Origin of the sequence: Dactylosporangium sucinum, assembly GCF_014647515.1 — a bacterium.
Classification (GTDB): domain Bacteria; phylum Actinomycetota; class Actinomycetes; order Mycobacteriales; family Micromonosporaceae; genus Dactylosporangium; species Dactylosporangium sucinum.
Window position 1 is genome coordinate 67,493 of record NZ_BMPI01000003.1, and the last position, 24,358, is coordinate 91,850.

The following is a 24,358-nucleotide window of genomic DNA, read 5'->3' on the forward strand; positions in this document are numbered from 1 at the left end:
GCGGCGGGCCCGTCGTCGGGGCGGATTTAGCCGATATGTCGGAAATGTCCGAACAGACCAGCGGGTGAGCGGCCGCGCGTGACGGGGCGCACACGTTCCACGGCCGGGGACGTATCGTGTTCGCCATGGGTTTGGTGAGCAAATTCAACGCTTGGCGCCGCAAGCTGCAGGAGCAGCCGGGCACCACCATCGACCTGGAGCCGATGCGCGCCCTGCTGCCCGAGATCGAGCTGCGCGAGGCGGAGTTGTCGGAGCTCACCGACGACGAGCTGCGCGCGGCCGCCACGGCCCTGCACCAGCGCGACGACCCGCAGGACTTCGTCGAGGCGTGCGCGCTCGGCCGGGAGGCGGCGAAGCGGGCCCTCGACGAGCGGCCGTACGATGTGCAGCTCCTCGGCGCCCAGGTCCTGCTGGCCGGGCACGTCGTCGAGATGGCCACCGGTGAGGGCAAGACGCTGACCGCGGCCATCGCGGCGGCCGGGTATGCGGCGCAGGGCCCCGTCCACGTCATCACCGTCAACGACTACCTCGCCCGCCGCGACGCCGAGTGGATGCGTCCCGTCTACGAGCTGCTCGACCTCACCGTCGGCTGGGTCAACGAGTCCTCGACCCCCGAGGAGCGCCGCGAGGCCTACGCGAAGGACATCACCTACGTGTCGGTGTCCGAGGCCGGCTTCGACCTGCTCCGCGACTCGATCGTCACCGACGTCGCCGACCGCGTGCACCGCGAGCTGGGCACCGTCATCATCGACGAGGCCGACTCGATCCTCATCGACGAGGCCCGGGTGCCGCTGGTGCTCGCCGGCTCGACGATCGACGACAAGGACCAGCCGATCGCCATCGCCGAGGTCGTCGGCGGCCTGCACCGCGACCACGACTACGAGGTCGTCGACGAGGGGCGCACCGCGCACCTGACCACCGACGGCCTGGCCAAGGTCGAGACCGCGCTGGGTGTGGACCTCTACGGGTCGGAGAACGTCGACACGCTCACCGCCGTCAACCTGGCGCTGCACGCCGAGGCGCTGCTGGTCCGCGACGTCGACTACATCGTGCGCGAGGAGAAGGTCGAGCTCATCGACGAGTTCCGCGGCCGGGTCGCCCAGCGGCGCCGCTGGCCGGACGGGCTCCAGGCCGCGGTCGAGGCGAAGGAGAAGATCCGCAGCAGCGGCGGCGGCACGGTCCTGCAGACCATCACGGTGCAGGCGTTCCTCACGCAGTACAAGAAGATCTGCGGCATGACGGGCACCGCCCTCCCCGTCGGCGACCAGCTGCGGGAGTTCTACAAGCTCGAGGTCGCGGTCATCCCGCCGCACCTGCCCAACATCCGCAAGGACTGGCCGGACCGGGTCTACGCCTCGGCCGAGGAGCGCGACATCGCCTGCGTCGCCGAGATCGTCGCGATGCACGCCACCGGCCGCCCGGTGCTCGTCGGCACGCTGAGCGTCGCCGAGTCGGAGCAGCTCGCCGCCACCCTCGCGGAGGAGGGCGTCGAGTGCGTCGTGCTCAACGCGAAGAACGACGAGAAGGAGGCCGGCATCGTCGCCGAGGCCGGCGCCGTCGGCGCGGTCACTGTGTCGACCCAGATGACCGGCCGCGGTGTCGACATCCGCCTCGGCGGCAGCGACGAGAAGGACCGGGAGCGGGTCGCCGAGCTGGGCGGCCTGTTCGTCATCGGCACCGCCCGCAACGACTCCCGCCGCATCGACGACCAGCTGCGCGGCCGCGCCGGCCGGCAGGGCGACCCGGGCGAGTCGATGTTCTTCGTGAGCCTCGAGGACGAGCTGATCCAGCGGTACGGGCCGGAGCCCATGCCCATGGGCCAGGCCGACGCCGACGGTGCGATCGAGGACGAGGACGTGCGCTGGGCGATCGGCTCGGCGCAGCGCGTCGCCGAGACCGTCAACCTGGAGATCCACCGCAACACCTGGCGGTACAACTACCTGCTCGACCAGCACCGCCAGCTGCACGGCAAGCGCCGCGAGGAGCTGCTCACCACCGACGCGGCCGGCGAGCTGCTCGCCGAGCGCAGCCCGGAGCAGTACAACGAGCTGGCCGAGGAGTTCGGCGAGGAGGCCGTCCTCAAGGTGGCCCGGATGATCGCGCTCTACCACGCGGACAACGCCTGGTCGGAGCACCTGGCCGACATGAGCGAGCTGCGCGAGGGCATCCACCTGCGGGTGCTCGGCTCGCAGGACCCGCTCGACGAGTTCCACCGCGAGGCGATCCCCGCCTTCCGCGGCCTGCTGGCCGAGATCGACGACCGCACGGTCGCCGAGTTCGAGGGGATCGAGGAGTTCTCGCCCGATCGGAGCCTCGACGACGCCGGCCTGGTGCGCCCGAGCGCCACCTGGACCTACGTCGTGAGCGACAACCCGTTCGGCTCCGAGATGGAGCGCTTCTTCGCCGGCATGGTGAAGCTGTTCCGCAGCGGCAAGGGCGTCAAGAAGAGTTGACTCACGCCGAGGCCAGGTCGTCCGTCGCGGCTCGGCCGGCCTCGGTGCACCGCTCCAGGAACTCGCCGATCAGCGCCAGCTGCGCGTCGTCGTAGCCGGCGCAGAGCGCGTCCATCGCGGCGTTCATGCTCGCGAACAGCGCGAACACCTCGTGGTTGCGGTCGCGCAGCGCGCGGATCACCACCGCGCGCCGGTCGCCCGGGTCGCGGTCCCGCGCGACCCACCCGCCGCGCTCCAGCCGGTCGAGGATCCCGGTCATCGTCGCCGGGTGCAGCCCCGCCTGCCGGGCCAGGGCGCTCGGGCTCAGCGGCCCGTGCCGGTTGACCAGGTCCAGGCAGTCGAAGTCCGCGTCCTTGAGTTCCAGCTGCGCTCCCACCTGATGGTTGAGCCGGGACAGCTGGATGCTCAGCGCGCGCAGCGACTCCTTGACGTCGTTCGTCGCGCGCCGCCGGTCACGTCCCGTCATCTTGCGCCTCTCCGTATCTCATATAATATGAAACTCATACGATATCGGTTCTCGAAGATACGATACCGAGGAGAGGCCACCCCGTGCTGCTGTTCCTGATCACCGCCGTCGCCAGCCTGTTCTCCGGCGCCGGCGCCCTGCTGCGCCTCCGTCCGATCCTGCCCGGCATGGCCCGGGCCGGCGTTCCCGAGTCCTGGCTGGTCTTCCCGATCGGCGTGCTCAAGCTGGCCGGCGGCGTCGGCCTGCTCGCCGGTCTCTGGCTGCCCGGCATCGGCACCGCCGCCGCGTTCGGCCTGGTCCTGTACTTCACCTGCGCCGTCTACACGCACCTGCGGGCCGCCGACTACTCGGCGCAGTTCGTCCTCGCCTGCGGGTTCCTCGCGCTGTGCGCGGCGACCCTGGCCGTCGGGGTCGCGCACGGGGGAGGTGCGATCCTGGGCGGGTGAGCGTCCTGGTGCGCGGCTCCACCTACCGCCGCGGCGTGTTCCTGCTCCTCGGCGGGGTGCTGCTGCTGCCGTATGCGCTGCTGGCCGCCGCCTTCGCCCGGGCGCTCACCGAGCCGGGCGCGCCCCGCGCGACGGTCGCCGCCCTGGCCGTGCTCGCCGCCGCGATCGGGCTCGTCCCGCCGTTCCTGCGGGGCACCCGCGCGCTGGAGATCACCGCCGCCCGCTGGCTGCTCGGCGCCGACCTGCCCGACCCGGTGCCGGCCGCCGAGGGCCGCGAGACCCGGCTGCGCGCCGCGCTCTGGTTCGTGCTGCACCTCGCCATCGGCGGCGCGGTCGCCGCCGCCACGGTCACCGCGGTGCCGCTGGCGTTCGTCGCCCTGCTGGAGCCCGGCCGGGGCACGCTCGGGCTGACCGCCGCCGGGCTGCTGGCCCTCGTCGGGCTGGTGTTCGCCGTCGCCGGGCTGGGCGCGCTCGCCACCACCATGGCGCCGGTGCTGCTCGGCCCGTCGCCGACGGCCCGCATCGCCGCGCTGGAGGCCCAGGCCGTGCGGCTCGCCGAGCGCAACCGCCTGGCCCGGGAGCTGCACGACTCGGTGGGTCACGCGCTGACGGTGACCACGCTGCAGGCCGCGGCGGCGCGCCAGCGGCTGCGGGAGGACCCGGCGTTCGCGGAGCGGGCGCTCGGGGCCATCGAGGACGCGGGGCGTTCCGCGCTGGCGGATCTCGATACGGTACTGGCGGTGCTGCGCGACGACACCCCGGCCGCGCTCGCCCCGTCGCGGTCGCTGCGCGACCTGCCGCGGCTCGTCGAGGAGGCCGGGATCCCCGTCGACCTGCACACCGACGGCGCGCTCGACGACGTCCCGCCGCACGTCTCCCGGGAGGGGTACCGCATCGTGCAGGAGTCGCTCACCAACGCGATGCGCCACGCCGGCCGCGGCACCGTCACCGTCCGGCTCCGGGCGGACGGCGGGGAGCTGACGGTGCAGGTGCGCAACGCGGTGCGCGGGGGAACGGCGCAGCGCCGGCGGGCGCGGGACGGCGGTGCGCCGGGGCGGGGGCTGCGGGGGATGGCCGAGCGGGTCACGCTGCTCGGCGGCCGGCTCGACGCGGGCCCGCTCGACGGCGCGTGGCTCGTCTCGGCCCGGCTGCCGTTCGGGGAGGCCTCATGATCAGGGTGGCCGTCGTGGACGACGACGAGCTGATCCGGGTCGGCCTGCGGGTCATCCTGGAGGGCGCCGGCGACCTGACCGTGGTCGGCGAGGCGGCGGACGGCGCCGAGGTGCCGCCGCTGGTCGCCCGGACCCGCCCCGACGTGCTGCTCATGGACGTGCGCATGCCCGGCATCGACGGCATTCAGGCGACCCGCCACCTCCTGGCCACCTCGGCCGATCCGCCGCGGGTGCTGGTGGTGACGACGTTCGAGCACGACGACTACGTGTACGAGGCGCTGCGCGCCGGCGCGAGCGGCTTCGTGCTGAAGCGGGCCCGCCCGGCCGAGCTCGTCGAGGCGGTGCGGGTGGTGGCGGCCGGCGAGTCGCTGCTCTTCCCGGCGGCGATCCGCCGGCTGGCGGGGGTTCGCGCCGACGGGCGGCCGCGCGGCGACCGCCTCGCGTCGGCCCACCTGACCGACCGCGAGGCCGAGGTCCTGCGCCGGATGACCACGGGGGCCTCCAACGCCGAGATCGCGCACGAGCTGCACCTCGGCCTGGAGACGGTGAAGACCCACGTCGGCAACGTGCTGGCCAAGCTCGGCGCCCGTGACCGGACGGCGGCGGTGATCGCCGCCTACGAGTCCGGCTTCGTCACGCCCGGCTCATGACGAGCGCGTGATCAGCGGTTGCGCTGCTTCCAGGTGCTCATGGCGGCGTCGATGCGCCGCTGGTTGCGAGTGGTGCCGAGGCTGCGCTTGGCCTTGCCGTAGAGATACATCGCGCCGCCGACGACGACGGCACCGACGAGGACGTAGATAGCGATCTTGAAGAGCGCGCCGAACAGCCAGATCGCGATCGCGCCGGCGACGAAGAGGCCCACGATGATCGCGATCGCACCCAGGATGAAACGACCCATGCCCCTAGCATGCGCCCGGTCGTCCACTCCCCGCATCGGTGACTTCCCGGATGTCATGCCGCAAGGGCGGCGTAGGTGCCGTCGGCGTCCAGCAGGGCGTCGTGCGTGCCGCGCTCGATCACCCGGCCGTGGTCGATCACCACGATCTGGTCGGCGTGGCGGACCGTGGAGAGCCGGTGCGCGATCGTGATCGTCGTGCGGCCCTCGGCCAGGGTGTCGAACGCCCGCTGGACCGCCCGCTCGGTCTCGGTGTCCAGGGCGCTCGTCGCCTCGTCGAGCACCAGGATGCGCGGGTCGCGCAGGAGGGTGCGGGCGATGGCGATGCGCTGCTGCTCGCCGCCGGAGAAGCGGTAGCCGCGGGAGCCGACCACCGTGTCGTACCCGTCCGGCAGGGCGCTGATCACGTCGTGGATCCGCGCCGCCCGGGCGGCCGCCTCCAGTTCCTCGTCGGTCGCCTCCGGTTTCGCGTACCGCAGGTTCTCCCGGACGGTCGTGTGCAGCAGATACGTCTCCTGGCTGACCACGCCGACGACGTCGGCCAGGTCGGTGAGGCGCACGTCACGCAGGTCGATGCCGTCGATCGTGATCCGGCCGGCGCCCGGGTCGTGCAGCCGGGCGACGAGCGCCGCGATCGTGCTCTTGCCCGAGCCGGTCTCGCCGACCAGGGCGAGGGAGGTGCCGGCGGGCACGTCGAGCGACACGCCGTCGACGGCGGGGACGCGGCTGCCCGGGTAGGTGAACGAGACGTTCTCGAAGCGCAGGTGGCCGCGCACGTTCCCGAACGGCTTCGGCCGGGCCGGGTCGGCGACCTCGACGGGCAGGTCGAGATACTCGAAAATGCGGGCGAACAGGGCGAGCGACGCGGTCAGCGAGACGCCCACGCTCAGCAGCCCCATGAGCGGGCGGAACAGCCCGGCCTGCAGCGCGGTGAAGGCGACCAGCGTGCCGATGCTCAGCGTGCCGGCCGTCATCGGCAGCCCGGCGCTGAGGTAGATGACCGCGGGGATGGCGGCGAAGATCACGCTCATCGAGGCCATCCGCCAGCGGCCGGCCAGCTCGGAGCGCATCTCCAGGTCGATGAGCCGGGTGGAGGAGGCGGTGAACCGGTCGACCAGGGCCGCGCCCGCGCCCATGGTCTTGGACAGCCGCACGCCGCTGATCGAGAGGCCCTCCTCGATCGTGACGTTGAGGTCGGCCAGCTCGCGCTGGCGCTGGGCGGTGATCTCGCGGCGCAGGCCGGCGACCTTGCGGGTCAGGTAGATCGCGGGCGGCAGCACGACGAGCGACACGAGCGACAGCCGCCACGACAGCGCCGCCATGGCGACGGCGGTGGCGACCGCGGTGGTCAGGTTGGACGCGATGGACGTGGCCGTGTTGGTGACGACCGCCTCCATCCCGCCGATGTCGTTGGTGATGCGGGACTGGACCTCGCCGGTGCGGGTGCGGGTGAAGAACCCGACCGACTGCCGCTGGAGGTGGGCGAAGACGCCGGTGCGCAGCCGGTGCATGACCTGCTGGCCGACCTTGGTCGAGATCCAGGTCTGCACGACGCCGAGCGCGGCGGTGACGGCCGCCACGGCGACCATGCCGGCGACCAGCCAGCCGAGCAGCGTGGTGTCGCGCTCGGGCAGGGCCTTGTCGATGACCTCGCGGAGCAGGAACGGCGAGGCCATCCCGAGCACGGACGAGGCGACGATGATGAGGACCACCACGGCGAGCGGGCCGCGGTGGGCGCTGAACAGCCGGCCGATGCGGGCCAGCGAGACCTGCTTGGCCTGGGACTTCTCGGCGGCGGTGAGCTGTCGGTGGCGGCTGGGTCGCGGGGGTTGGTTGGGCTCCAAGGTGGTTTCCCTCCGGTCGAATATGCTGAGGTTACCTCACTATGAGGGACCAACACCAACCGCTGCTACCGTATTCCGGTGGAGCCTGACGAGGGTCTCGCCGAGGCGTTCTGGAGCGTGGCCCGCCGGCTGCGGCACCAGACGCACAAGAGCCTGGAGCCGTGGGGGATCACGCCCGGGCAGTCCCGGGCGGTCAACGTGCTGGGCCGGCACGGCTCGATGCGGCTCAGCGAGCTGTCCGAGCACCTGCGCATCGCGCCCCGGTCCACCACCGAGGTGGTCGACGGCCTGCAGGAGCGCGGCCTGGTGGAGCGGCTGCCGGACCCGGCCGACCGGCGGGCGACGCTGGTCGCGTTGACGGATTCCGGCGGCACCGTGGCCGAGTCCATCCGGCAGGCCCGCGTCGCGGAGGCGTCGCGCTTCTTCGCCGCCCTGTCCGCCGAGGACCGCGGCGAACTGCGCCGGATCCTGGCCACCCTGCTGGATTAGTCCGCGCCGTTGCGGGCAGCGTCGCTGCATGGTCAACGCACTCGACCACGGCCTGGCCGGCGACGGGGTGACCAACGACCAGCCGGCGCTGCAGCGGCTCGTCGACCAGTTGGGCGCCGAGTGCGCCCGCGACGGGATCCCGCGCACGATCCACTGCCCGGCCGGTGCGTACGCGATCCACGACGTCGGCACGGTCTGGCGCAGCGGCGTGTCGCTGATCGGCGACGGCCCCGGCGCCACCCGCTTCCTGCTGGCCAACCCGGGTGCTCCCGACCGCCCGGTGCCGCTGGCCTTCTGGACCGCCCTGCAGCACGGCGCCTCCACCGAGCACCCGATCGCCGACGTGGAGTTCGCCCGGTTCGAGATCGACGGGTCGCGCATGACGCTGCCGGCGTACGACGTGCTGGCCAAGGGGCTGGGCCTGCAGTACGTGCTGCGCGGCAACTTCCACGACCTGTACATCCACGACACCCCGGCGACGGGGTTCGGCTGCGACTTCCTCCAGGACACCACGGTCGAGCGGGTCCTCGCCGTGCACTGCGGGCGCCTGGACAGCGGCTGGGAGAAGGGCGGCGCCGGCATCGGCATCGGCGTCGGCGGCTGGGGCGACGTGGAACGCCTGACGATCACCGACTGCGTGACGCTCCACAACGGCACCAACGGCATCTTCGTCGAGCTGCAGGACGCGTCCTGGACCCGCCCGCGCGGCATCCGCGTCCTGGGCTGCCACGCGCAGGGCAACTTCTACGGCATCTCGGATTGGGGCGCCGACGGCCTGGTGGTGATGGGCTGCACGATGACGGGCAACCGGGTGGCCGGCTTCGACGTGTCGGGCCAGGGCACGACCCACATCGCCGGCCGCTACGGCGTGGTGACGGGCTGCGTGATCGACGAGAACGTGGGCGACGGCGTGTCCATCGGCAACACGCCGGGCGGGTACACGGTGACGGGGAGCCGGCTGAGCCGCAACGGCGGCCACGGCTACCGCCAGCACAACCTGCCGGGCGCCCGCACCCTGCCGGCCGCGGACATCGTCATCGAGGGCAACGACATCTGGGACAACGGCGCGGACGGCATCTGCATCGACGGCGACCTGGTGGACGCGTTCCTGCTGGCCAACCGCATCCGCGGCAACGGCCGCCGCTCGCAGGACGGCGCGGGCATCACGATCAACGCTCGGGTGGAGGCGGCCACGATCCGCGGCCAGCGCATCTGGGACCGCGGCGACCCGAAGACCCAGCCGACCCCGATCCGCGTGACGCGGGCGGGCGCCCTGCTCTCCCCGGTGGCGTCGGACCTCCCGATCCCGACGGCCGCCTAGAGTTCTGCGGCGCGGTCGGCCGGGAGCACCGCGTACTGCCGCAGGGACAGGTCGCGGAACGTCACCGGGCCGCGCGGGCCCGGGACGCGGTCGATGTTGATGCCCGTCTCCGGGACCGACAGCAGCTTGAAGCCGTCGAGCAGGCGGGTCGTCGCGTTCCAGAACGCGCCGGTGCCGGCATACGCCGACAGGAACTCCGCCGCCGCGGCGGAGTCCTCCGTCACGATCCCGGCCGCCAGGCCCGACGTCTCGTCGTTGGCCAGCCGCGCCGCCGCGAGTGGGCCGTCCACCGGGGCGATCGTCACCGTCGCCTCGCGGGCCGAGTCCAGCGCCCACTCGTAGCCCAGCGGGTGGTCGTGCGGCGGCAGCGACGCCGCGATCGAGGGCGTCCGGGACGAGAGGGCGGCGACCACGTCCGGTACCACCGAATCCCACAGCGACCGGTGCACCAGCAGCAGGTTGAGGCGGTTGCACACGCCCAGCCGGTCCAGGCCCGCGGCGATCAGCTCGAAGGCGCGCGTCCGGTCGCACGCCGCGTCCAGGTACAGCACGCCGCCGCCGTCGGCGTGGGCCAGCGTGCGCACGCCGTTCAGGGCCGCCCGCTCCGCCAGGGCGCGGGTGCTGTCGCCGCTGCCGCGCAGGATGACCAGCGGGATCAGGCCCGGCTGGGCCACCAGCGCCTCGGCCGACTCGCGGTCGCGCACGCGGACCAGCTGGACGGCCGCCGGGTCGAGGCCGGCCTCCGCCAGCGCGGGGGCGACGACCTCGTCCATGAGCGCGGTCGCCGACGCCAGGGCGGCCGAGCCCGTGCGGAGCACGCCGCCGTTCTGCGACTTCACCAGCTGCGAGGCCACGTCGACGGTGACGTTGGGGCGGGCCTCGTAGTTGGCGCCGATCACGCCGACCGGGCGGCGCCACTCCTGCAGGACCAGGCCGTCGCCGAGGTCGCGGATCGTGCGGCGGGCCGGCTCGGGCTCCACGTCGGCGAGGATGTTGAGCTGGTCGGCCATCGCGGCCAGGCGGGCGCCGTCGAGGCGGAGGCGGTCGAGCAGGCCGCCGCTCATCCCGCTCTCCACCGCGGCCGCCTGGTCGTCGCGGTTGGCCGCCAGCACGGCGTCCTGCGCGACCAGCAGCCGGCGGGCCATGCCGCGCAGCGCCTCGTCGATCGTCTTGGCGGGCGCGGCGGCGAGCGAGCCGGCCGCCGCGCGGGCGGCGCGGGCAGCGGCCTCGACCGCGGTGAAGGCGTTCGTCACGAACGAGCAGTCTACGGGTCAGCGCTTGCGCGCCTGCAGCGTGTACGTCATCGGCAGCCGCCACGGCCGGTCCGCCAGCCGGTGCTCGCCGCGCTCGTCCTTGACGGTGTGGCCGGGCAGGGCGTCCCACGGCGCGCTGTCGTGCTCGTCGAGCATCGTGATCTCCAGGTCGTACCCCAGGAGCGCGCTCACGATCTCGCCCAGCCCGTGGTTCCACGAGTGGGTGACGTTGTGCTCGAATACGACGTCGGTCTCGACGTACGTCGTGGCGTCGTCCCACACGAGCGGCTCCTCGCGCTCGAAGTACGGGAACTCGGCCGCGAGCACCCCGTCGCCACGCGTCTCGTCGACCGCCCACAGCATCGGGTGCCCCTCGCGGATGAACAACCGCCCGCCGGGCTTCAGCAGCTCGGCCACGACGCCGGCCCAGCGCCGGATGTCGGGCAGCCAGCAGAGCGCACCGATGCCGGTGTAGACAAGGTCGAACGCCCCGGCCTCCAGGTGCTTCGGCGCGTCGTACACGTCGGACTCGACGAAGTCGACCGCGGCCCCGGCCCGCTCGGCGAGCGACCGGGCCTGCGCGAGCGACGCGCCGGAGAAGTCCAGTCCGGTGACCCGGGCACCGAGCCGGTGCAGCGAGATCGTGTCGGTGCCGATGTGACACTGCAGGTGCACGGCCCGCACCCCGACGACGTCCCCGAGCCGCGGCAGGTCGAACCGCACGACCTCGCTGAGGTGGTCCGGGTCCGTGACGAACCGCTCGACGGCGTAGCCGGGCGAGGCCGCATGGGCCGGCGCCCGCTCGTCCCACTGAGCACGGTTGAGCCGCAGGTATTCACTCACGGTCCGGACCGTCCCACGCCCGCCCCACCCCGGCAACCGAGTTAGCCGAGCCCGTAGATCCGGACCTCGTTGGCGTTGCTGCCGACGGCGAGGCGATGCCCGTCCGGCGACCACCCGACGGACTGCAGCCGGGTCTGCCCCCGATGATCCGGACCGGGACGGAGGCATCCGTCGACCGGCGGAAACCACGGGCGTCAGCGGGCGCGGGTCTCGAACAGCTGGCGTTCCCGCTCGTTGCGGGTCAGCGCCGCCGCCCGCGCGAACTCGGCCCGCGCCTCGCCCAGCCGCCCCAGCCGCTCCAGCAGGTCACCCCGGACGGCCGGCAGGTGCGGATACCGGGCCAGCGAACCCGCGGCGACGAGGCCGTCCACGATCGCCAGGCCCGCGGCCGGCCCCTCCGCCTGCCCCACGGCCACCGCCCGGTTCAGCTCCACGACCGGCGACGGGGCGACGTGGACCAGCACGCGGTACAGCGCCGCGATCCGGCCCCAGTCGGTCTCGGCCGGCGTCCGGGCGCGGGCGTGGCAGGCGGCGATCGCGGCCTGCAGCCCGTACGGCCCGAACGTGCCCAGCGCCGATGCCCGGTCGAGCGCGGCCAGCCCGCGGCGGACCAGCAGCCGGTCCCACCGGCGCCGGTCCTGGTCCGGCAGCAGCACCGGCTCGCCGCCGGGGCCGGTCCGGGCCGGGATCCGCGACGCCTGCAGCTCCATCAGCGCGACCAGCCCGTGGACCTCGGCCTGACCCGGCAGCAGGCCGGCCAGGATCCGTCCCAGCCGCAGGGCCTCCTCGCACAGCTGGGGCCGGGACCAGTCGTCACCGGCCGTCGCCGCATAGCCCTCATTGAAGATCAAATATATGGTACCGAGGGCCGCCGCCAACCGCCCCGGCAGCTCGTCCGGCCCCGGCAGCTCGAACCGCACCCCGGTCAGCGCCTTCTTCGCCCGCAGGATGCGCTGCGAGACGGTCGCCTCCGTGGTCAGGAACGCCCGGGCGATCTGGTCGGTGGTGAGCCCGCCGATCGTGCGGAGCACCAGCGCGACCTGCGACTCGGGCGTGATCGACGGGTGGCAGGCGGTGAGGATCAGCCGGAGCAGGTCGTCGCCGATGTGGTCGTCCAGGGCGAGCTCGTCGGCGGCCTCGGCCTCGCGGGTGAACAGTGCGAGCTTGCGCCGGTAGTTCTCCTGGCGGCGCAGCACGTCGACGGCCCGGTGCTTCGCGGTCGCCATCAGCCACGCGCCCGGCTGCTCGGGCACCCCGTCGACCGGCCACTGCTCCAGGGCGACGACGAGCGCGTCCTGCGCCAGCTCCTCGGCCAGCCCGACGTCGCGGACGATCCGGGCGAGCCCGGCCACGAGCCGCGCCGACTCGATGCGGTACACCGCCTCGACGACGCGGCGAGGATCGGTGGCGGTCACGGCCACCGATCCTCGCACGGAATCCCGTCAGAGATCCCGTCAGAACGTCATCACCTGCAGCACGCGGGCCTCGCCCGCCCAGCCCTCCCACAGGTCGCGGTGCAGGCGCATGAACCGGTTGGTCCACTCGACCGCCTCCTCGCGGGAGCGGACCTCGTACAGCGCGTAGCTGATCATCTCCTTGGTCTCGGCGAACGGCCCGTCGGTCGCGGCCAGCTCGCCCCCGGTGACGGTGATCTTCGCGCCGGCCGCGCTGGGCAGCAGGCCGGCGGTGTCGAGCAGGGCACCGGCGGCGGTGGCCTCCTCGCCGAGCTTCATGATCGCGGCCATGAGGTCGGGCGGGGGCGGTCCGGCGGGGTTGGTCGCTTCGAGCAGCACCAGGTAGCGCATCGACGTGGTCCCTTCTAGACGGTCTTGTACAGCTTGACGGCGACGACGCTCATCCACGCCCAGGTGAGGACGATGGCGCCGGTGAAGACGAGGTTGGCCCAGACCGCCCCGCCGCCGGCGGCCACGCAGGCGAAGCCGGCCAGCAGCACGACGCCCGTGATGCGGGAGAAGCGGGGGAGGAGCCGCTTGCCGACGGCGAACGCGGCGATCGTGAGCGCGGTGAACCCGACGGCCCCGGCGGCGAGGTGCAGCATGCCGTGCCAGCTCACGGTGACCGCACCGTCCGCGGCCGGCGCGGGGTCCGCCTCGAACGCGGCGGCGGCGAACAGGCTCGCCCCGTAGACGGCCACGAGCCGCGGCGCCCAGCGCGCGCCGGGCAGCGCCCGCCGCAGCCCGGCGGCGAAGGCGGCGGACATCATCCCGGCCAGGACGAAGTTGAGGGTCTGGATCCAGCCGAGCGGACCCAGGGCGAGCAGGCTCCAGGCGTGCCGGGTGAGGTCGAACCCGTCGCGGGTCAGGGCCTGGGCCAGCGCGACGGTCACGTACACCGGACCGGCGAGGACGCCGTAGCCGAGCAGCGACCGGGTCACCCGCTGGGCGGGGGTGCAGTCGACGGGTGCGGTGGAGGTCATGTCGGGGTCTCCCTTCGAGGTGTGCCTTCACCCACCTCTCGAACGGAAGACCCCGGATCCGACATGGCTTCTCAAGATTTTTCTAGCCGGCCTTCGTCAGCTCGGCGACCTCCTCCGGCGAGAGCTCGATCCGGGCCGCCGCCTGGTTGGCCTCCAGGTGGGCGACCGTGCCGGTGCCCGGGATCGGCAGGATCGCGGGGGAGCGGGCCAGCAGCCAGGCCAGCACGATCTGCCGCGGGGTCGCGCCGTGCCGGCGGGCCACCGCCTCGACCGTGGGGTTGCCGTTCAGGTCCTGGATCGGGGCCCACGGCAGGAACACCAGCTGCTCCTGCTCGCACAGGTCGACGAGGGACTCCGAGACGCGGTCGCCCAGGTTGTACCGGTTCTGCAGGGAGACGACCGGGGTGAGCCGCTGGGCCGCGCGCAGCTGGTCCTCGGTGAAGTTGGAGACCCCGATGTGCCGGATCTTGCCCTGGTCCTTCAGCTCGACCAGCGTCCCGATCGAGTCCTCCAGCGGGACCTTCGGGTCGGGCCGGTGGAACTGGTACAGCGGGATCGCGTCCAGCCGCAGCTTGCGCAGGCTCCCCTCGAGCGCGGCGCGCAGGTGCTCCGGGCGCCCGTCCGCCTCCCAGGCGCCGGGGCCGGGCCGCACCAGGCCGCCCTTCGTGGCGATGACCAGGTCCTCCGGGTACGGGTGCAGGGCCTCGGCGATCAGCTCCTCGCTGACGTCCGGGCCGTAGGAGTCGGCGGTGTCGATGAAGTTCACGCCCAGCTCGACCGCGCGGCGCAGGACCCGCTTCGCCTCGTCGCGGTTGGGCGGATCGCCCCAGATGCCGTCGCCGGTGATGCGCATGGCGCCGAACCCGAGCCGGTGGACGGTGAGGTCGCCGCCGACGTCGATGGTGCTCTGTTCAGACATGCGTCCGACAGTAACCAGGCACGGTGGTGCCCGCCCCGCGTGCATCCGGTGAGATTGCGTATGGATTACCGGGAATCGGGGCGGGTATGGTGTCCCGACCCGCCCGACCGCCGCCGTGACCAGCCGTGACCAGGGGGAGTAGCCATGAACGCACAGGACCCGACCGGGATCGACCCGAACAGCCCGGAGGCGCAGGCCCGCGACGCCGCCCGGCGCCAGGCCGAGCAGTCGCAGAGCCACGCGTTCCGCGAGGGCCGCGGCGGCCGGATCGACGAGGGCGCCGTCGACTCGACCGGCCGCCGGATCGCCGACCCGCGGCGCGGCACCCAACTGGACGAGGACATCTAGCCCGTCGCGCTCGATCGCGTGCCGCGGGCCGGCGGCGATGCGCGTGAACGTCTCGCGGGCGGTGCGCAGCGCCCGGTTGGCCAGGCCGGTCACCGGGTCGTGCAGCGCGCCGTGGCGCAACTGCTCCGCCAGGGCCTCCCGCTCGACGAGGGCCTCGGCGAGCCGCCGGCCGCGCTCGTCCAGGTCCCGGGAGCGGCGCTGGGCGAGCCTGGCCAGCAGCCCGAGCCGGGTGACGAGTCGTTGAGGCTCGGGAACGGTGCCGCCCCGCCGTGTGCCAGCCCCTCGACCGACCACGTCAGGTCCCCGGCCAGCCGGGCCGCGAGCCCGGCGGCCACCAGCCGCCAGCCGCCCGGGACGGTGGCCCGGCCGCGCCACGCCCGCACGAGCAGCGGCGCGGCGCACACCAGCGCGCCCAGGATCTAGATCGTGCTGCTCAGCGTGCCGCGCGTCGCCGCGGACGCGGCGATCGACCCGGCCCCGAAGGCCACGAGCACGGCCGTGCGTCCGGGCACCCGGTTCCTTCCGTTCGCTCCGACGAGTGGCTTCAGGACCCCGGACGGGAGTTGGAGGCCGGGTGCCTGGTAGGAGTCCGTGTGGTGCCGCGGGTTGGCTTGAATCACCCGCGCGGGGGGAAAGAGGACCGGGTGCGAAGTTTGGGCGGCCGCTACCGGCTCCAGCGCAAGCTGGGCCAGGGCGGCATGGCGACCGTGTGGCAGGCACATGACGAGGTGCTGGACCGCACCGTGGCCGTCAAGCTGCTCACCCCCGAGCACACGGCCGACCCGGACGCCTTCGACCGGGCCCGCAACGAGGCCCGCTCGGGCGCCCGCTTCGCCCACCCGAACGTGGTGTCGGTCTACGACTTCGGCACGTCGAAGCGCTCCGGCCGCGGCACGGCGTACCTGGTGATGGAGCTGGTCGAGGGCCAGCCCCTGGACGGGGTCATCCGGTCGGGCCCGCTGGACTGGCAGGTGGCCGGCCGGGTCTGCGCAGAGGTGGCGGCCGGCCTGGCCGCGGCCCACACGCACGGCATCGTCCACCGCGACGTGAAGCCGGCGAACGTGGTCCTGACCTCGTCGGGCGCCAAGATCCTGGACTTCGGCGTGGCCGCCCGCACGGGCGACCCGGACCACCTCCCGGACGGCACGCTGCTGGGCACGCCGGCCTACCTGGCCCCGGAGCGCCTGGACCGCGGCCCGGCGACCCCGGCCGCGGACGTGTACGCCCTGGGCGTCCTGCTCTACCAGTGCCTGACCGGCCGCCTGCCCTTCCATGCCGACACGGACGAGGGCGTGCTGCGCGCCCACCGCGACGCGGTCCCGGCCCCGCTGCCGACGATCGCCGGCCTGCCGGCGGAGCTGGCCGAGATCTGCGCGGCAAGCCTGGCGAAGCTCCCGGAGTCCCGCCCGACTAGCGTGGCGCTGGCGCTGATCCTGTCGGCCGCGGTGGACGTCCCGGTCCACGTGCCGCCGGTCCTCCACCCCCGCCCGAGGACGACCCAGGTCCAGGCCGCGGCCACGCTGGCCATCCGCTGACCCGCGTGCCGCAGATCCGGATCCTGCCGGGTGCGCCTGTTGTCGTACTGACGCCAGGTCTGATGGAGCCGCACCCGGACCTGTTGACGCTCGCGCTCTTTGAGCCTTGTGGCTGATGCTGTCCGGGTGTTCGAGTCGTAGCGTGTCGCAGCAAGGCATCCATACGAACCGGAAGCCGGGAACGCAGGCAGATCCGCAGTGCCCGCGCGTTGCCGACCGGCACAACACGAGATCCTCAGCGCGAGGAATGGGCTCATGGCCATAGCGTTCGCCATCCTGCTGATCGCCGTCGCAGTAATTCTTCTCATCGCGCGTCAAAAGAAGTTGGAAGCGGCCGTGGTTGCCGCCATTTTGGGGATCGTTGTTGCGGTCTTCGCCAAGCCCATTGAGAACGCTTGGGACGGGTTCTTCGCACAGCACGATACGAAGAACTCGTCGCCGGCTGCACCGACGTCCGGAACCAAAGACGGATCCACGCAGCAACAGGCCGAGCCAACCTCCCCCGAAAATTCCCCGACCTACGGTTCGCGAACGCCCACACCGGGCGCCAAGACTTCCGACGTAAGGGTCGATCAAACGTTGCCCGACGTCGACCCCACGAGGATTCCCGAACCCGTTTACCTCGCTGACAAGTCGCGCGTCAACGGCGGAAACGCAATCGTCCTGAAGGGCGCCAGGTCAATCAACGGCAAAGAGTACGCCAATTCCATTGCTGTCTGCTCGGAGCTCACCAGCATACCGAACATCAACTGCAACAGCGACAAATCCGACACGTGGTGGGCCGAATACGTGGCGCCTCAAGACATGCACAGCGTCCGCGCGATGATCGGGCTCTCCGACACCTCACCGGGCGACTGCCGGGATTTCCTGCAACTCGAGCTGAACGGTGCTGTCGTTTTTGACAAGGAACTGGTGGCTGGAGGCCAATTTGACCGTTCGTGGCCGGTGCAGGCCGGCACCAGGCTCACCGTCCGGGTGCGGCCGATTGCCGGAACCGGCCGGTGTCTCACGGTCCTGGGAGATGCCCGCTTTACACCGTAGGGTCGGGCTCCGAACCGACGGCGACGATGAGCAGGCACGCCTGCCGTTCGATCAAGACGGTCCGGACGCAGGCCTGACGATCGTGCACGTGAGCCGCTCGGCCCAGCCGGGCCACGGACGACATCGGCCGGCGGGTGCGCGTCGTCTACAAGGCCCGGCGCAGCCACTCCTCAACGCCGGCGACGTGAATCGTGGCCCAGGCGCGGGCCAGCTCCGGCTGCCGGGACGCGATCGCGTCGACGATCGCCTGGTGCTGCTCGCGGGTGCGGGCGGCGGCGCCCTCCTGGGTCAGGCCGCGCCAGATCCGGGCCCGGGTGGTCGGTCCGGACAGGCCCTCGACGAGCGAGCAGAGCACGGCGTTGCCCGAGCCGGCCGCGATCTGGCGGTGGAACTCCAGGTCGTTGGCGACCAGCGCCTCGATCGTCGGGTCGTCGCCGAGCTCGTCGAGCACGCCCTGCAGCTTGGCGACGTCCTCGTCGGACATCCGCTCGGTGGCCAGGGCCGTCGCCGAGGGCTCGAGGATCCGGCGGACCTCCAGGAACTGCAGCACGGTGTCGTCGCGGTGGAAGTCGACGACGAAGCTCAGCGCGTCGAGCAGCAGGTCGGGCTCCAGGCTCGTCACATACGTGCCGTCGCCCTGGCGCACGTCGAGCACCCGGATCATCGACAGCGCCTTGACCGCCTCCCGCAGCGAGTTGCGGGACAGCCCGAGCCGCTCGGCCAGGTCGGCCTCCTTGGGCAGCCGGTCGCCCGGGCCGAGCTCACCCGAGGTGATCATGCCCTTGATCTTGTCGATTGCCTCGTCGGTCAGTGCCATCGGTTCCTCCGCGGCAAATCTAGCTGAGTTTGGTCGGGGCCCATCGACTCTGGACCCGGCTCGATCCCCGCCGTGCCACTTCCCAGCCCGTACACGGCCGTGGCGGTACCGCCGAAGACCGCCGCGCGATCGTCGCGGCCGATCAGGCCGTCAAGCGTGTCGATCACCTCGGCGTAGGAGGCGGCGAGCGTGCAGACCGGCCAGTCGGAGCCGTACATGAGCCGGTCGGGGCCGAAGAGCGCGAGCGCCTCCTCGACGTACGGCCGCAGGTCGTCCACCTCCCAGGCGGCCCAGTCGGCCTCGGTGACCAGGCCGGAGAGCTTGGCCGAGACGTTCGGGCAGGCGGCGAGCCCGGCGACGAGCTCGCACCACTCGGCGAGCCCCTCGGCGCCGGCCCGGACCCGGGGCTTGCCGAGGTGGTCGAGCACGAACCGCACCCCGGGCAGCGCGGCGGCGGCCCGGCCGGCCGACGGCAGCTGCTCGGCCCGCACGACGAGGTCGAAGACGAGCCCGGCCGCGCCGATGCGGGCCAGGCCGGCCCGGACGTCGTCGCGGTCGAGGTAGCCGACGTCCTCCGCCTGGACCTGCGCGCGGATGCCCCTGAGGTGCCCGCCGCCGTCCAGCTCGGCGTAGCCGGCCAGCGTCGCCGCCAGGTCGGGATCGGCCGGGTCGGCCCAGGCGACGACGGCGGCGATCTCGGGCGTCGCCTTCGCGTGCTCCAGCAGTACCGCTGCCTCATCCGCGTCGCATCGACCTCCCTCGACCAGGACGGTCCGGCTCACCCCGGCCGCGGCCAGCTCGGCCCGCAGCTGCCCGGGGGCGAAGGTGCGGCGGATCGGGGCGAGCTCGGGCGCGTCGAGCCAGTCGTAGCCGCCGCCCAGATGCCAGAGGTGGTGGTGCGCGTCGACGATCACGGCGCTCACAGCAGGCCGCCCTCGCGCAGCGCCGGCCACAGCCCGGCGGGCGGCGGGGCGGCGAACAGGGCGGCGTTGCGGCGGACCTGCTCGGGCGCGTCGGCGCCGACGACGACGCTGCGCACCGCCGGGTCGCTGCCGGCGAACGCGAGCGCCGCCGCGGGCAGGCTGGTCCCGTGCTCGGCGCACCGGGCGGCGATGGCCCGGGCCCGCTCGACGAGCGCCCCCGGCGCGGTCCCGTACTCGTACGGCAGCCCGTCGTGCGGCTCGGCCTCGGCGAGCAGGCCGCTGTTGAACACGCCGGCGTTGAGCACCCCGACGCCGTGCTCGGCGCACGCCGGCAGCAGCTCCTCGCGGGCCGGCTGCTCCAGCAGCGTGAACCGCCCGGCGACCATCACCACGTCCGGGCCGCACTCGCGCACGAACCGGGTCAGCACGGCCGCGTCCTTCGAGCCGGCCCCGAGGGCGGTCACGATCCCCTCGTCGCGCAGCTCGGCGAGCGCCCGCCAGCCCTCGCCGAACGCCACGTCAGCGTGGCCCTCCGGGTCGTGCAGCAGGGCGACGTCGAGCCGGTCCAGCCCGAGCCGGGTGAGGCTCTCGTCGATCGAGCGCCGCACCCCGTCGCGGGAGAAGTCGCGGACCCGCCGGTGCGTGGCCGGCACGACGAACCCCTCCGCGGTGTCGAGACCGCCCCCGTCGGTCTCGACGAGCAGGCGGCCGACCTTGGTGCTGATCCGGTACTGCTCGCGCGGCCGGTCGCGCAGGGCGGCGCCGAGCCGGCGCTCGGAGAGGCCGAGCCCGTAGTGGGGGGCGGTGTCGAAGTACCGGATCCCGGCGTCCCAGGCGGCGTCGACGGTCGCGCGGGCGCGCTCGTCGTCGATCGCGTGGTACAGGTTGCCGAGCTGGGCGCAGCCGAGCCCGAGTTCGGCCGTCATGTGGCCGGCCTGAGGCGCAGGCCGTGCATGCCGCCGTCGACGGCGAGGACCGTGCCCGTGGTGGCTCCCGCGAGCGGGCTGGCGAGGTAGCCGATGGCGGCGGCGACCTCCTCCGCGCTGACCAGGCGGCCGGTGGGCTGGCGGGCCTTGAGCGCGGCGAGCTCGGCGTCGGGGTCGGCGGCCCGGGCGAGCAGGCGGCGGATCCAGGGCGTGTCGGCGGTGCCCGGGTTGACGCAGCAGACCCGGATGCCCTCGCGGACGTGGTCGGCGGCCATGGCCGCGGTGAGCGCCTGGACGGCGCCCTTGCTGGCGCTGTACAGCGCCCGGTCGGGCAGTCCGGCGTGCGCGGCGATGGAGCAGGTGTTGACGATCGCGGCGTGCTCGGACCGGCGCAGGTGCGGCAGCGCGGCCCGGCTCACGCGCACCATCCCGACGACGTTGACGTCGAGCACGCGGTGCCACTCGTCGTCGGCGTTGTCCTCGACGGTGCCGACGGCGCCGATGCCGGCGTTGTTGACGAGGATGTCGAGCCGCCCGAGCCACGCGACGGCGTCCTCGATCCCGGCCCGCACGGTCGCGTCGTCGGTGACGTCGGCGACGACCCCGTGCAGCGGCTCCGGCAACTCGTCGATCTTCAGGTCGAGGCAGGCGACGCGGGCGCCGCGCTCGGCCAGGTGGAGGGCTGTGGCCAGCCCGATCCCGGACGCCCCGCCGGTGACGACGGCCCCGAGCCCTTGAAACTCACCGTTCACTGATCCCCCAAATACATCGGAGGACTGCTGTCTACCAGCCGACCTCACGGGTGCACAAGTACCCACATCGGCTACAGACATCGGATGCCTGCCCGGACGGCCACTTGTCGGACGGAGACCAGCTTAGAAACGCCACAGCCACGCACCCGACGGACACCACGCCGGTCCCCGCCCCCCTTTTGCGTCGATCTTGCAGTTGTGGTGCCTGACAAACCCGGACAATCACGGAGTGTCCTGGCACCACAACTGCAAGATCGACGCAAAAGGGGGGCGGTGGGGCGGTCAGGAGGGTTGGGTCGACTTTTCGCGGAGGGCCTGCTCGACGGCCTTGCGCACGCGGGCGTCCTCGCGCAGCTTGCGCCGAGCCCGGTTGCGGCGCATCAGGAGGTACACCCCGGCGACGGCCGCGACCAGGATGAGGATCAGCAGCAGCAGCGCCCACGGGATCGCCCAGCTGTGCGCCGAGGCCTGGACCTGCTTGAGCGACGTGGTGGAGCCCGACGCGTCGGTGAGCAGCGGCGTGAGCGTCGCGGTGGCGGCCAGCCGGCCCGACGTCGCCACGCCGTGGACGGGCACCGTCATCGTCCAGCTCTCGCCCGGAAGCAGATCCGGCGGCGACTTGACCTCGCCCGCGTCGGCGCGCAGCCACCCGAACGGGCCGGAGACCGACACCGTCTGCCTGGCCGTCAGGATGGCGTTGCCGGTGTTGTGGATCCGGTACGTGACGGTGGCGTCGCGCTTGGTGAACGGGTTCCAGAATGAGCCGGAGTAGTCGACGTGCAGGTCCTCGATCGCGAGGCCCGGCTTGAGCGCGCCGCTGACCCGCAGCTTGATCCGGATCCCGAGGCGCCGCTCGACGTTGACGCCCTGGGCGGCGTCGGGCTGCGTCAGCGAGGTGACGATGCCGCCCGCGTAGTCGCCGGGCGTGGCGTTGCCCGCAACGGTGACCGTGAAGGGAATCTCGACCGTCTCCCCGGGCTGGATCGCGACGCGCTCGCGGTCGGCGTGGACCCAGGCGCCGATGCCGACGGACTTCTTGTCCCTGGTGAGCAAGTCGAGCTGACCCGTGCCGGTCGTGTAGCCGTCGGCGGTGTAGACCGACAGGTCGAGCGGGGCCTTGCCGCGGTTGGCGACGACCATCGCGTCCTGGGCCTGCCCACCGGGGTTGACGGCGTAGCTGAAGCTGGACCGGTCGGCGCCGTAGCTGTTCGAGGCCGTCCTGACGGTCCAGGCGACATCGCCCTCCGCCAGAGCTGGAGTGGCACCCAGGCCGGTGACCGCGAACGTGGCGAGCAGTGCCGCGGCGACGGTACGGGCCAGGGCGGTGACGACGGTCTTCCGGTGCGTTGTGGACGCGTGCATCTCGAAGTCCTCGGGCGGTCTCGGGTCGGACTGGAACGACTGGCGGGGCAGGCACCCGAAGGTGCCGACCCCGCCAGGTGCAACGGGTACGGTCAGCTGCTCAGCGCAGTGATCGTGAGGGTCGAGCGGTAGCTACCCTTGTCGACGCTGCCCGGGACCTTCAGTTCCAGGTCGGCGCCGAGCCGGGCGGTGCCCTTCGGGTGACCCTGGTCCGCCCAGCCGAGGGCGCGCGAGACCGAGAGGCCCTGGCCGTGGTCGTCGTAGGCGGACGGAACCGCCCCGCTGGCCTGGGCACCGGCACCGGCCAGGAGCACCTTCGGCGTCCAGCCGAGGTACGCACCCGAGAACGTCTTGTCGGCGTCCCGGAAGTCGCTCGTGCTGGCCGAGATCGACCAGGGCGCGAGCGAGCGCCGGTTGTCCGACACGAGGATCGGGTTGATCTGGCCCGTCGCCGCGAAGTAGTCGCCGTTGTTGTCCACGGCGGTACCGAGGTCCACGAGGCCGTTGTAGCCGTCGATCGTCCAGCCGAACTCGCCCGGAGCAGCGTTGGGCACGTTCACCTGGATGGACTGGCCGTCGCCCTGGTACGGGTGCACGGTGACCTTGTCGACGATCGAGCCGACCGGCTGGCCGGCCGTGGTGTTGTTGCACCACGAGACCTTGCCCAGCTCGACCGCGGCGTTCGGCGCCGCACAGGTGCCGCTGCGGAGGTTCTCGACGACGAGCTTGTCGTTGCGCACCTGAACCTTGACGTAGCTCCGAACGTGCTCCTGGTTCTGCACCGAGTTGTACCAGTAGTTGTTCGGGTTCAACGGGTCAGCACCGTTACCGGCACCGCTGGTGCCGCTGTTGTCAGGAGCGGTGATGTCGTAGTACTTCGAGCCCGAGGCGGAGTTGCCCGTCACGTAGATGACGCCGCCCGGACCGGGGAACACGTCGGCGGCGCCGGGCTGCTCGGCCGGGTTCGCCTTCTCACCGTTCTTGATCTCGTAGCTGCGGGAGTAGCTGTGGTCGTGACCCTGCAGCACGAGGTCGACACCAAGGTTGGAGAAGGCCGTCGGGAAGTCGACCCGGCGCACCTTGTTGTCGCCGTCCTTGGCGTGGTCAGCCGGCGAGTAGATCGCGTGGTGGTAGACGAGCACCGTCCACTTGGCCTCAGCGCCGTGCTGGTTGATGACGTTGGTGACGTACGCGATGTGCGCAGCGTCGCCGCCGCCACCGGAGGTGGTGGTGTAGCTGTTGCTGTTCAGGTCGATGAACAGCACATCCTTGTAGATGTACCAGTAGTCACCGCCGGACTGGGTGCCGGCCGGGTTCCCGTTGCCGTACAGCGGGGCCGACCGGTCCGTGTTCGGGGTGAACAGGTGCTGCTCGTACGCCTTGCCACCGACATCGTGGTTGCCGATGGTGGCGGCCCAGGGGTACTGGCGCAGCTTGTCGGGAGCGAGGAACGCGGTCCACTGGGACTCCGTGTTCGCCGTCTCGACCTGGTCACCACCCGACACCAGCAGCTCGGCGTCCGGGTTGGCCGCGAGCGAGACGTCGAGGGTGTCCTGCCAACCGGCCTGGTCCTTCGCCACGTTGCCGGACGCCCCGATCTGCGGGTCGCCGTAGAACAGGAAGTCGTAGTCGCCTTCGAAGTCCTGCGTCTTGAACGAGTACGTCGGGGACCAGTTGCCCTCGGAGCCGACCCGGTACGAGTACTGGACCTTCTCCTGCAGGCCGGAGAGCGTCGCGTGGCGGTTGAAGCCGCCACTGGTCGCGATGTTCGCTCCGCCGATGGCGTCGAAGGTGGCCGCGCCGGCCGGGAACTCGCCGTTGACGAGCGAGGCGGTCGGGGCGACCTGGACCTTCTGGACGGTGTCGGCCGACGAGTACCAGGTCACGATGCGCTGGGTCTCGTTGGCGCCGACGCCGAGGATGATGCCGCTGAGCGTGGCGGGGTCCGCAGCGCTGGCGGGAGTCGCCAGACCGCTGGTGAGGGCCATCGTCAGGCCCAGGGCGGCCGCGGTGGCCCCTGCGGCCATGCGGCGCCGCGCAGGCCCGGAGGCCCGCTTGGAGGTTCGTGCTTTCACGGGTTTCTTCCCTTTTCCGATGGAGGTACAGGAAAAGCGGA

General features: G+C 72.6%; 25 protein-coding genes. 10 read left to right on the top strand and 15 right to left on the bottom strand.

The features are described from left to right. Positions 1–125 precede the first annotated feature (125 nt). Positions 126–2,453 (top strand): accessory Sec system translocase SecA2, encoded by a 2,328-nt coding sequence (secA2, locus tag IEZ31_RS02950; protein ID WP_190248134.1) that lies wholly within the window; start codon positions 126–128, stop codon positions 2,451–2,453. Position 2,454: 1 nt separating this feature from the next. Here the strand turns inward: secA2 and IEZ31_RS02955 are convergent, their stop codons facing one another. Further along, complete coding sequence (locus IEZ31_RS02955; protein WP_190248135.1) at positions 2,455–2,919, bottom strand: MarR family winged helix-turn-helix transcriptional regulator; 465 nt, start codon at positions 2,917–2,919, stop codon at positions 2,455–2,457. 83 nt (positions 2,920–3,002) lie between these two features. Between IEZ31_RS02955 and IEZ31_RS02960 the strand changes: the two genes are divergently transcribed. Genes IEZ31_RS02960 through IEZ31_RS02970 form a run of 3 tightly spaced genes read left to right on the top strand, consistent with a single transcriptional unit; the run spans position 3,003 to position 5,187 of the window. Further along, positions 3,003–3,365 (top strand): DoxX family protein, encoded by a 363-nt coding sequence (locus IEZ31_RS02960; protein ID WP_190248136.1) that lies wholly within the window; start codon positions 3,003–3,005, stop codon positions 3,363–3,365. Beyond that, positions 3,362–4,537, top strand: a complete 1,176-nt coding sequence (locus IEZ31_RS02965; protein WP_190248137.1) for a sensor histidine kinase — start codon at positions 3,362–3,364, stop codon at positions 4,535–4,537. The genes IEZ31_RS02960 and IEZ31_RS02965 overlap by 4 nt, the downstream gene beginning before the upstream one ends. Further along, positions 4,534–5,187, top strand: coding sequence for a response regulator transcription factor (locus IEZ31_RS02970; RefSeq protein WP_190248138.1), 654 nt, complete (start codon positions 4,534–4,536; stop codon positions 5,185–5,187). Before IEZ31_RS02965 ends, IEZ31_RS02970 begins: the two co-directional genes overlap by 4 nt. Positions 5,188–5,198: 11 nt before the next feature. On the opposite strand, the gene IEZ31_RS02975 is transcribed toward IEZ31_RS02970, so the two are convergent. After that, positions 5,199–5,435 (bottom strand): hypothetical protein, encoded by a 237-nt coding sequence (locus IEZ31_RS02975; RefSeq protein ID WP_190248139.1) that lies wholly within the window; start codon positions 5,433–5,435, stop codon positions 5,199–5,201. Between the two features lie 53 nt (positions 5,436–5,488). Further along, positions 5,489–7,276, bottom strand: a complete 1,788-nt coding sequence (locus IEZ31_RS02980) for an ABC transporter ATP-binding protein (protein WP_190248140.1) — start codon at positions 7,274–7,276, stop codon at positions 5,489–5,491. Positions 7,277–7,354: 78 nt separating this feature from the next. On the opposite strand from IEZ31_RS02980, the gene IEZ31_RS02985 reads away from it, so the two are divergent. Continuing rightward, complete coding sequence (locus IEZ31_RS02985; protein WP_190248141.1) at positions 7,355–7,765, top strand: MarR family winged helix-turn-helix transcriptional regulator; 411 nt, start codon at positions 7,355–7,357, stop codon at positions 7,763–7,765. Positions 7,766–7,793: 28 nt separating this feature from the next. Next, the gene (locus tag IEZ31_RS02990; protein ID WP_190248142.1) at positions 7,794–9,086 is read left to right on the top strand and encodes a right-handed parallel beta-helix repeat-containing protein; all 1,293 of its coding nucleotides are present in this window, start codon (positions 7,794–7,796) and stop codon (positions 9,084–9,086) included. Here IEZ31_RS02990 and IEZ31_RS02995 read toward each other — a convergent pair. The 6 genes from IEZ31_RS02995 to IEZ31_RS03020 form a co-directional block, all read right to left on the bottom strand. Further along, positions 9,083–10,339 carry an aldehyde dehydrogenase family protein gene (locus tag IEZ31_RS02995; RefSeq protein ID WP_190248143.1) on the bottom strand — a complete coding sequence of 419 codons (1,257 nt, stop codon included), beginning with the start codon at positions 10,337–10,339 and terminating at the stop codon, positions 9,083–9,085. The genes IEZ31_RS02990 and IEZ31_RS02995 overlap by 4 nt on opposite strands. An 18-nt stretch (positions 10,340–10,357) precedes the next feature. Continuing rightward, positions 10,358–11,182 carry a class I SAM-dependent methyltransferase gene (locus tag IEZ31_RS03000; RefSeq protein ID WP_190248144.1) on the bottom strand — a complete coding sequence of 275 codons (825 nt, stop codon included), beginning with the start codon at positions 11,180–11,182 and terminating at the stop codon, positions 10,358–10,360. Between the two features lie 194 nt (positions 11,183–11,376). Then, entirely contained in the window at positions 11,377–12,597 is a 1,221-nt protein-coding gene (locus IEZ31_RS03005; RefSeq protein WP_190248145.1) for an RNA polymerase sigma factor, read from the bottom strand. 39 nt (positions 12,598–12,636) lie between these two features. Then, entirely contained in the window at positions 12,637–12,987 is a 351-nt protein-coding gene (locus IEZ31_RS03010; RefSeq protein ID WP_190248146.1) for a YciI family protein, read from the bottom strand. Between the two features lie 14 nt (positions 12,988–13,001). Beyond that, complete coding sequence (locus IEZ31_RS03015; protein WP_190248147.1) at positions 13,002–13,619, bottom strand: DUF998 domain-containing protein; 618 nt, start codon at positions 13,617–13,619, stop codon at positions 13,002–13,004. A gap of 82 nt (positions 13,620–13,701) precedes the next feature. Next, on the bottom strand, positions 13,702–14,538 hold the full coding sequence (locus IEZ31_RS03020) for an aldo/keto reductase (RefSeq protein ID WP_190248148.1): 837 nt from the start codon (positions 14,536–14,538) through the stop codon (positions 13,702–13,704). A gap of 144 nt (positions 14,539–14,682) precedes the next feature. Here IEZ31_RS03020 and IEZ31_RS03025 point away from each other — a divergent pair, with 144 nt between their 5' ends. From IEZ31_RS03025 to IEZ31_RS03040, 4 genes are all read left to right on the top strand, one after another. After that, positions 14,683–14,886, top strand: a complete 204-nt coding sequence (locus tag IEZ31_RS03025; protein WP_190248149.1) for a hypothetical protein — start codon at positions 14,683–14,685, stop codon at positions 14,884–14,886. A 111-nt stretch (positions 14,887–14,997) separates the two neighbouring features. After that, the gene (locus tag IEZ31_RS03030; RefSeq protein ID WP_190248150.1) at positions 14,998–15,309 is read left to right on the top strand and encodes a hypothetical protein; all 312 of its coding nucleotides are present in this window, start codon (positions 14,998–15,000) and stop codon (positions 15,307–15,309) included. A 221-nt stretch (positions 15,310–15,530) separates the two neighbouring features. Then, positions 15,531–16,421, top strand: a complete 891-nt coding sequence (locus IEZ31_RS03035) for a serine/threonine-protein kinase (protein ID WP_190248151.1) — start codon at positions 15,531–15,533, stop codon at positions 16,419–16,421. A 255-nt stretch (positions 16,422–16,676) separates the two neighbouring features. Beyond that, positions 16,677–17,462 carry a hypothetical protein gene (locus IEZ31_RS03040; protein WP_190248152.1) on the top strand — a complete coding sequence of 262 codons (786 nt, stop codon included), beginning with the start codon at positions 16,677–16,679 and terminating at the stop codon, positions 17,460–17,462. Between the two features lie 145 nt (positions 17,463–17,607). Here the strand turns inward: IEZ31_RS03040 and IEZ31_RS03045 are convergent, their stop codons facing one another. The 6 genes from IEZ31_RS03045 to IEZ31_RS03070 form a co-directional block, all read right to left on the bottom strand. After that, entirely contained in the window at positions 17,608–18,279 is a 672-nt protein-coding gene (locus IEZ31_RS03045) for a FadR/GntR family transcriptional regulator (protein WP_190248153.1), read from the bottom strand. Next, positions 18,270–19,202 carry an amidohydrolase family protein gene (locus IEZ31_RS03050; protein ID WP_229834044.1) on the bottom strand — a complete coding sequence of 311 codons (933 nt, stop codon included), beginning with the start codon at positions 19,200–19,202 and terminating at the stop codon, positions 18,270–18,272. Before IEZ31_RS03050 ends, IEZ31_RS03045 begins: the two co-directional genes overlap by 10 nt. After that, a complete protein-coding gene (locus IEZ31_RS03055; protein ID WP_190248154.1) occupies positions 19,199–20,128 on the bottom strand; it encodes an aldo/keto reductase in 930 nt (309 codons plus the stop codon). Before IEZ31_RS03055 ends, IEZ31_RS03050 begins: the two co-directional genes overlap by 4 nt. Next, the gene (locus IEZ31_RS03060) at positions 20,125–20,880 is read right to left on the bottom strand and encodes an SDR family NAD(P)-dependent oxidoreductase (RefSeq protein ID WP_229834047.1); all 756 of its coding nucleotides are present in this window, start codon (positions 20,878–20,880) and stop codon (positions 20,125–20,127) included. The genes IEZ31_RS03055 and IEZ31_RS03060 overlap by 4 nt, the downstream gene beginning before the upstream one ends. 282 nt (positions 20,881–21,162) lie before the next feature. Then, entirely contained in the window at positions 21,163–22,242 is a 1,080-nt protein-coding gene (locus tag IEZ31_RS03065; RefSeq protein WP_190248156.1) for a COG1470 family protein, read from the bottom strand. Between the two features lie 92 nt (positions 22,243–22,334). After that, positions 22,335–24,317 (bottom strand): fibronectin type III domain-containing protein, encoded by a 1,983-nt coding sequence (locus IEZ31_RS03070; RefSeq protein ID WP_190248157.1) that lies wholly within the window; start codon positions 24,315–24,317, stop codon positions 22,335–22,337. Positions 24,318–24,358: the final 41 nt, after the last annotated feature.

Coding starts and splice junctions, on each gene's coding strand:
- secA2 (WP_190248134.1), top strand. CDS start 126: ATGGGTTTGGTGAGCAAATTCAACGCTTGGCGCCGCAAGCTGCAGGAG.
- IEZ31_RS02955 (WP_190248135.1), bottom strand. CDS start 2,919: ATGACGGGACGTGACCGGCGGCGCGCGACGAACGACGTCAAGGAGTCG.
- IEZ31_RS02970 (WP_190248138.1), top strand. CDS start 4,534: ATGATCAGGGTGGCCGTCGTGGACGACGACGAGCTGATCCGGGTCGGC.
- IEZ31_RS02975 (WP_190248139.1), bottom strand. CDS start 5,435: ATGGGTCGTTTCATCCTGGGTGCGATCGCGATCATCGTGGGCCTCTTC.
- IEZ31_RS02990 (WP_190248142.1), top strand. CDS start 7,794: ATGGTCAACGCACTCGACCACGGCCTGGCCGGCGACGGGGTGACCAAC.
- IEZ31_RS03010 (WP_190248146.1), bottom strand. CDS start 12,987: ATGCGCTACCTGGTGCTGCTCGAAGCGACCAACCCCGCCGGACCGCCC.
- IEZ31_RS03015 (WP_190248147.1), bottom strand. CDS start 13,619: ATGACCTCCACCGCACCCGTCGACTGCACCCCCGCCCAGCGGGTGACC.
- IEZ31_RS03020 (WP_190248148.1), bottom strand. CDS start 14,538: ATGTCTGAACAGAGCACCATCGACGTCGGCGGCGACCTCACCGTCCAC.
- IEZ31_RS03025 (WP_190248149.1), top strand. CDS start 14,683: ATGAACGCACAGGACCCGACCGGGATCGACCCGAACAGCCCGGAGGCG.
- IEZ31_RS03040 (WP_190248152.1), top strand. CDS start 16,677: ATGGCCATAGCGTTCGCCATCCTGCTGATCGCCGTCGCAGTAATTCTT.
- IEZ31_RS03045 (WP_190248153.1), bottom strand. CDS start 18,279: ATGGCACTGACCGACGAGGCAATCGACAAGATCAAGGGCATGATCACC.
- IEZ31_RS03055 (WP_190248154.1), bottom strand. CDS start 20,128: ATGACGGCCGAACTCGGGCTCGGCTGCGCCCAGCTCGGCAACCTGTAC.
- IEZ31_RS03065 (WP_190248156.1), bottom strand. CDS start 22,242: ATGCACGCGTCCACAACGCACCGGAAGACCGTCGTCACCGCCCTGGCC.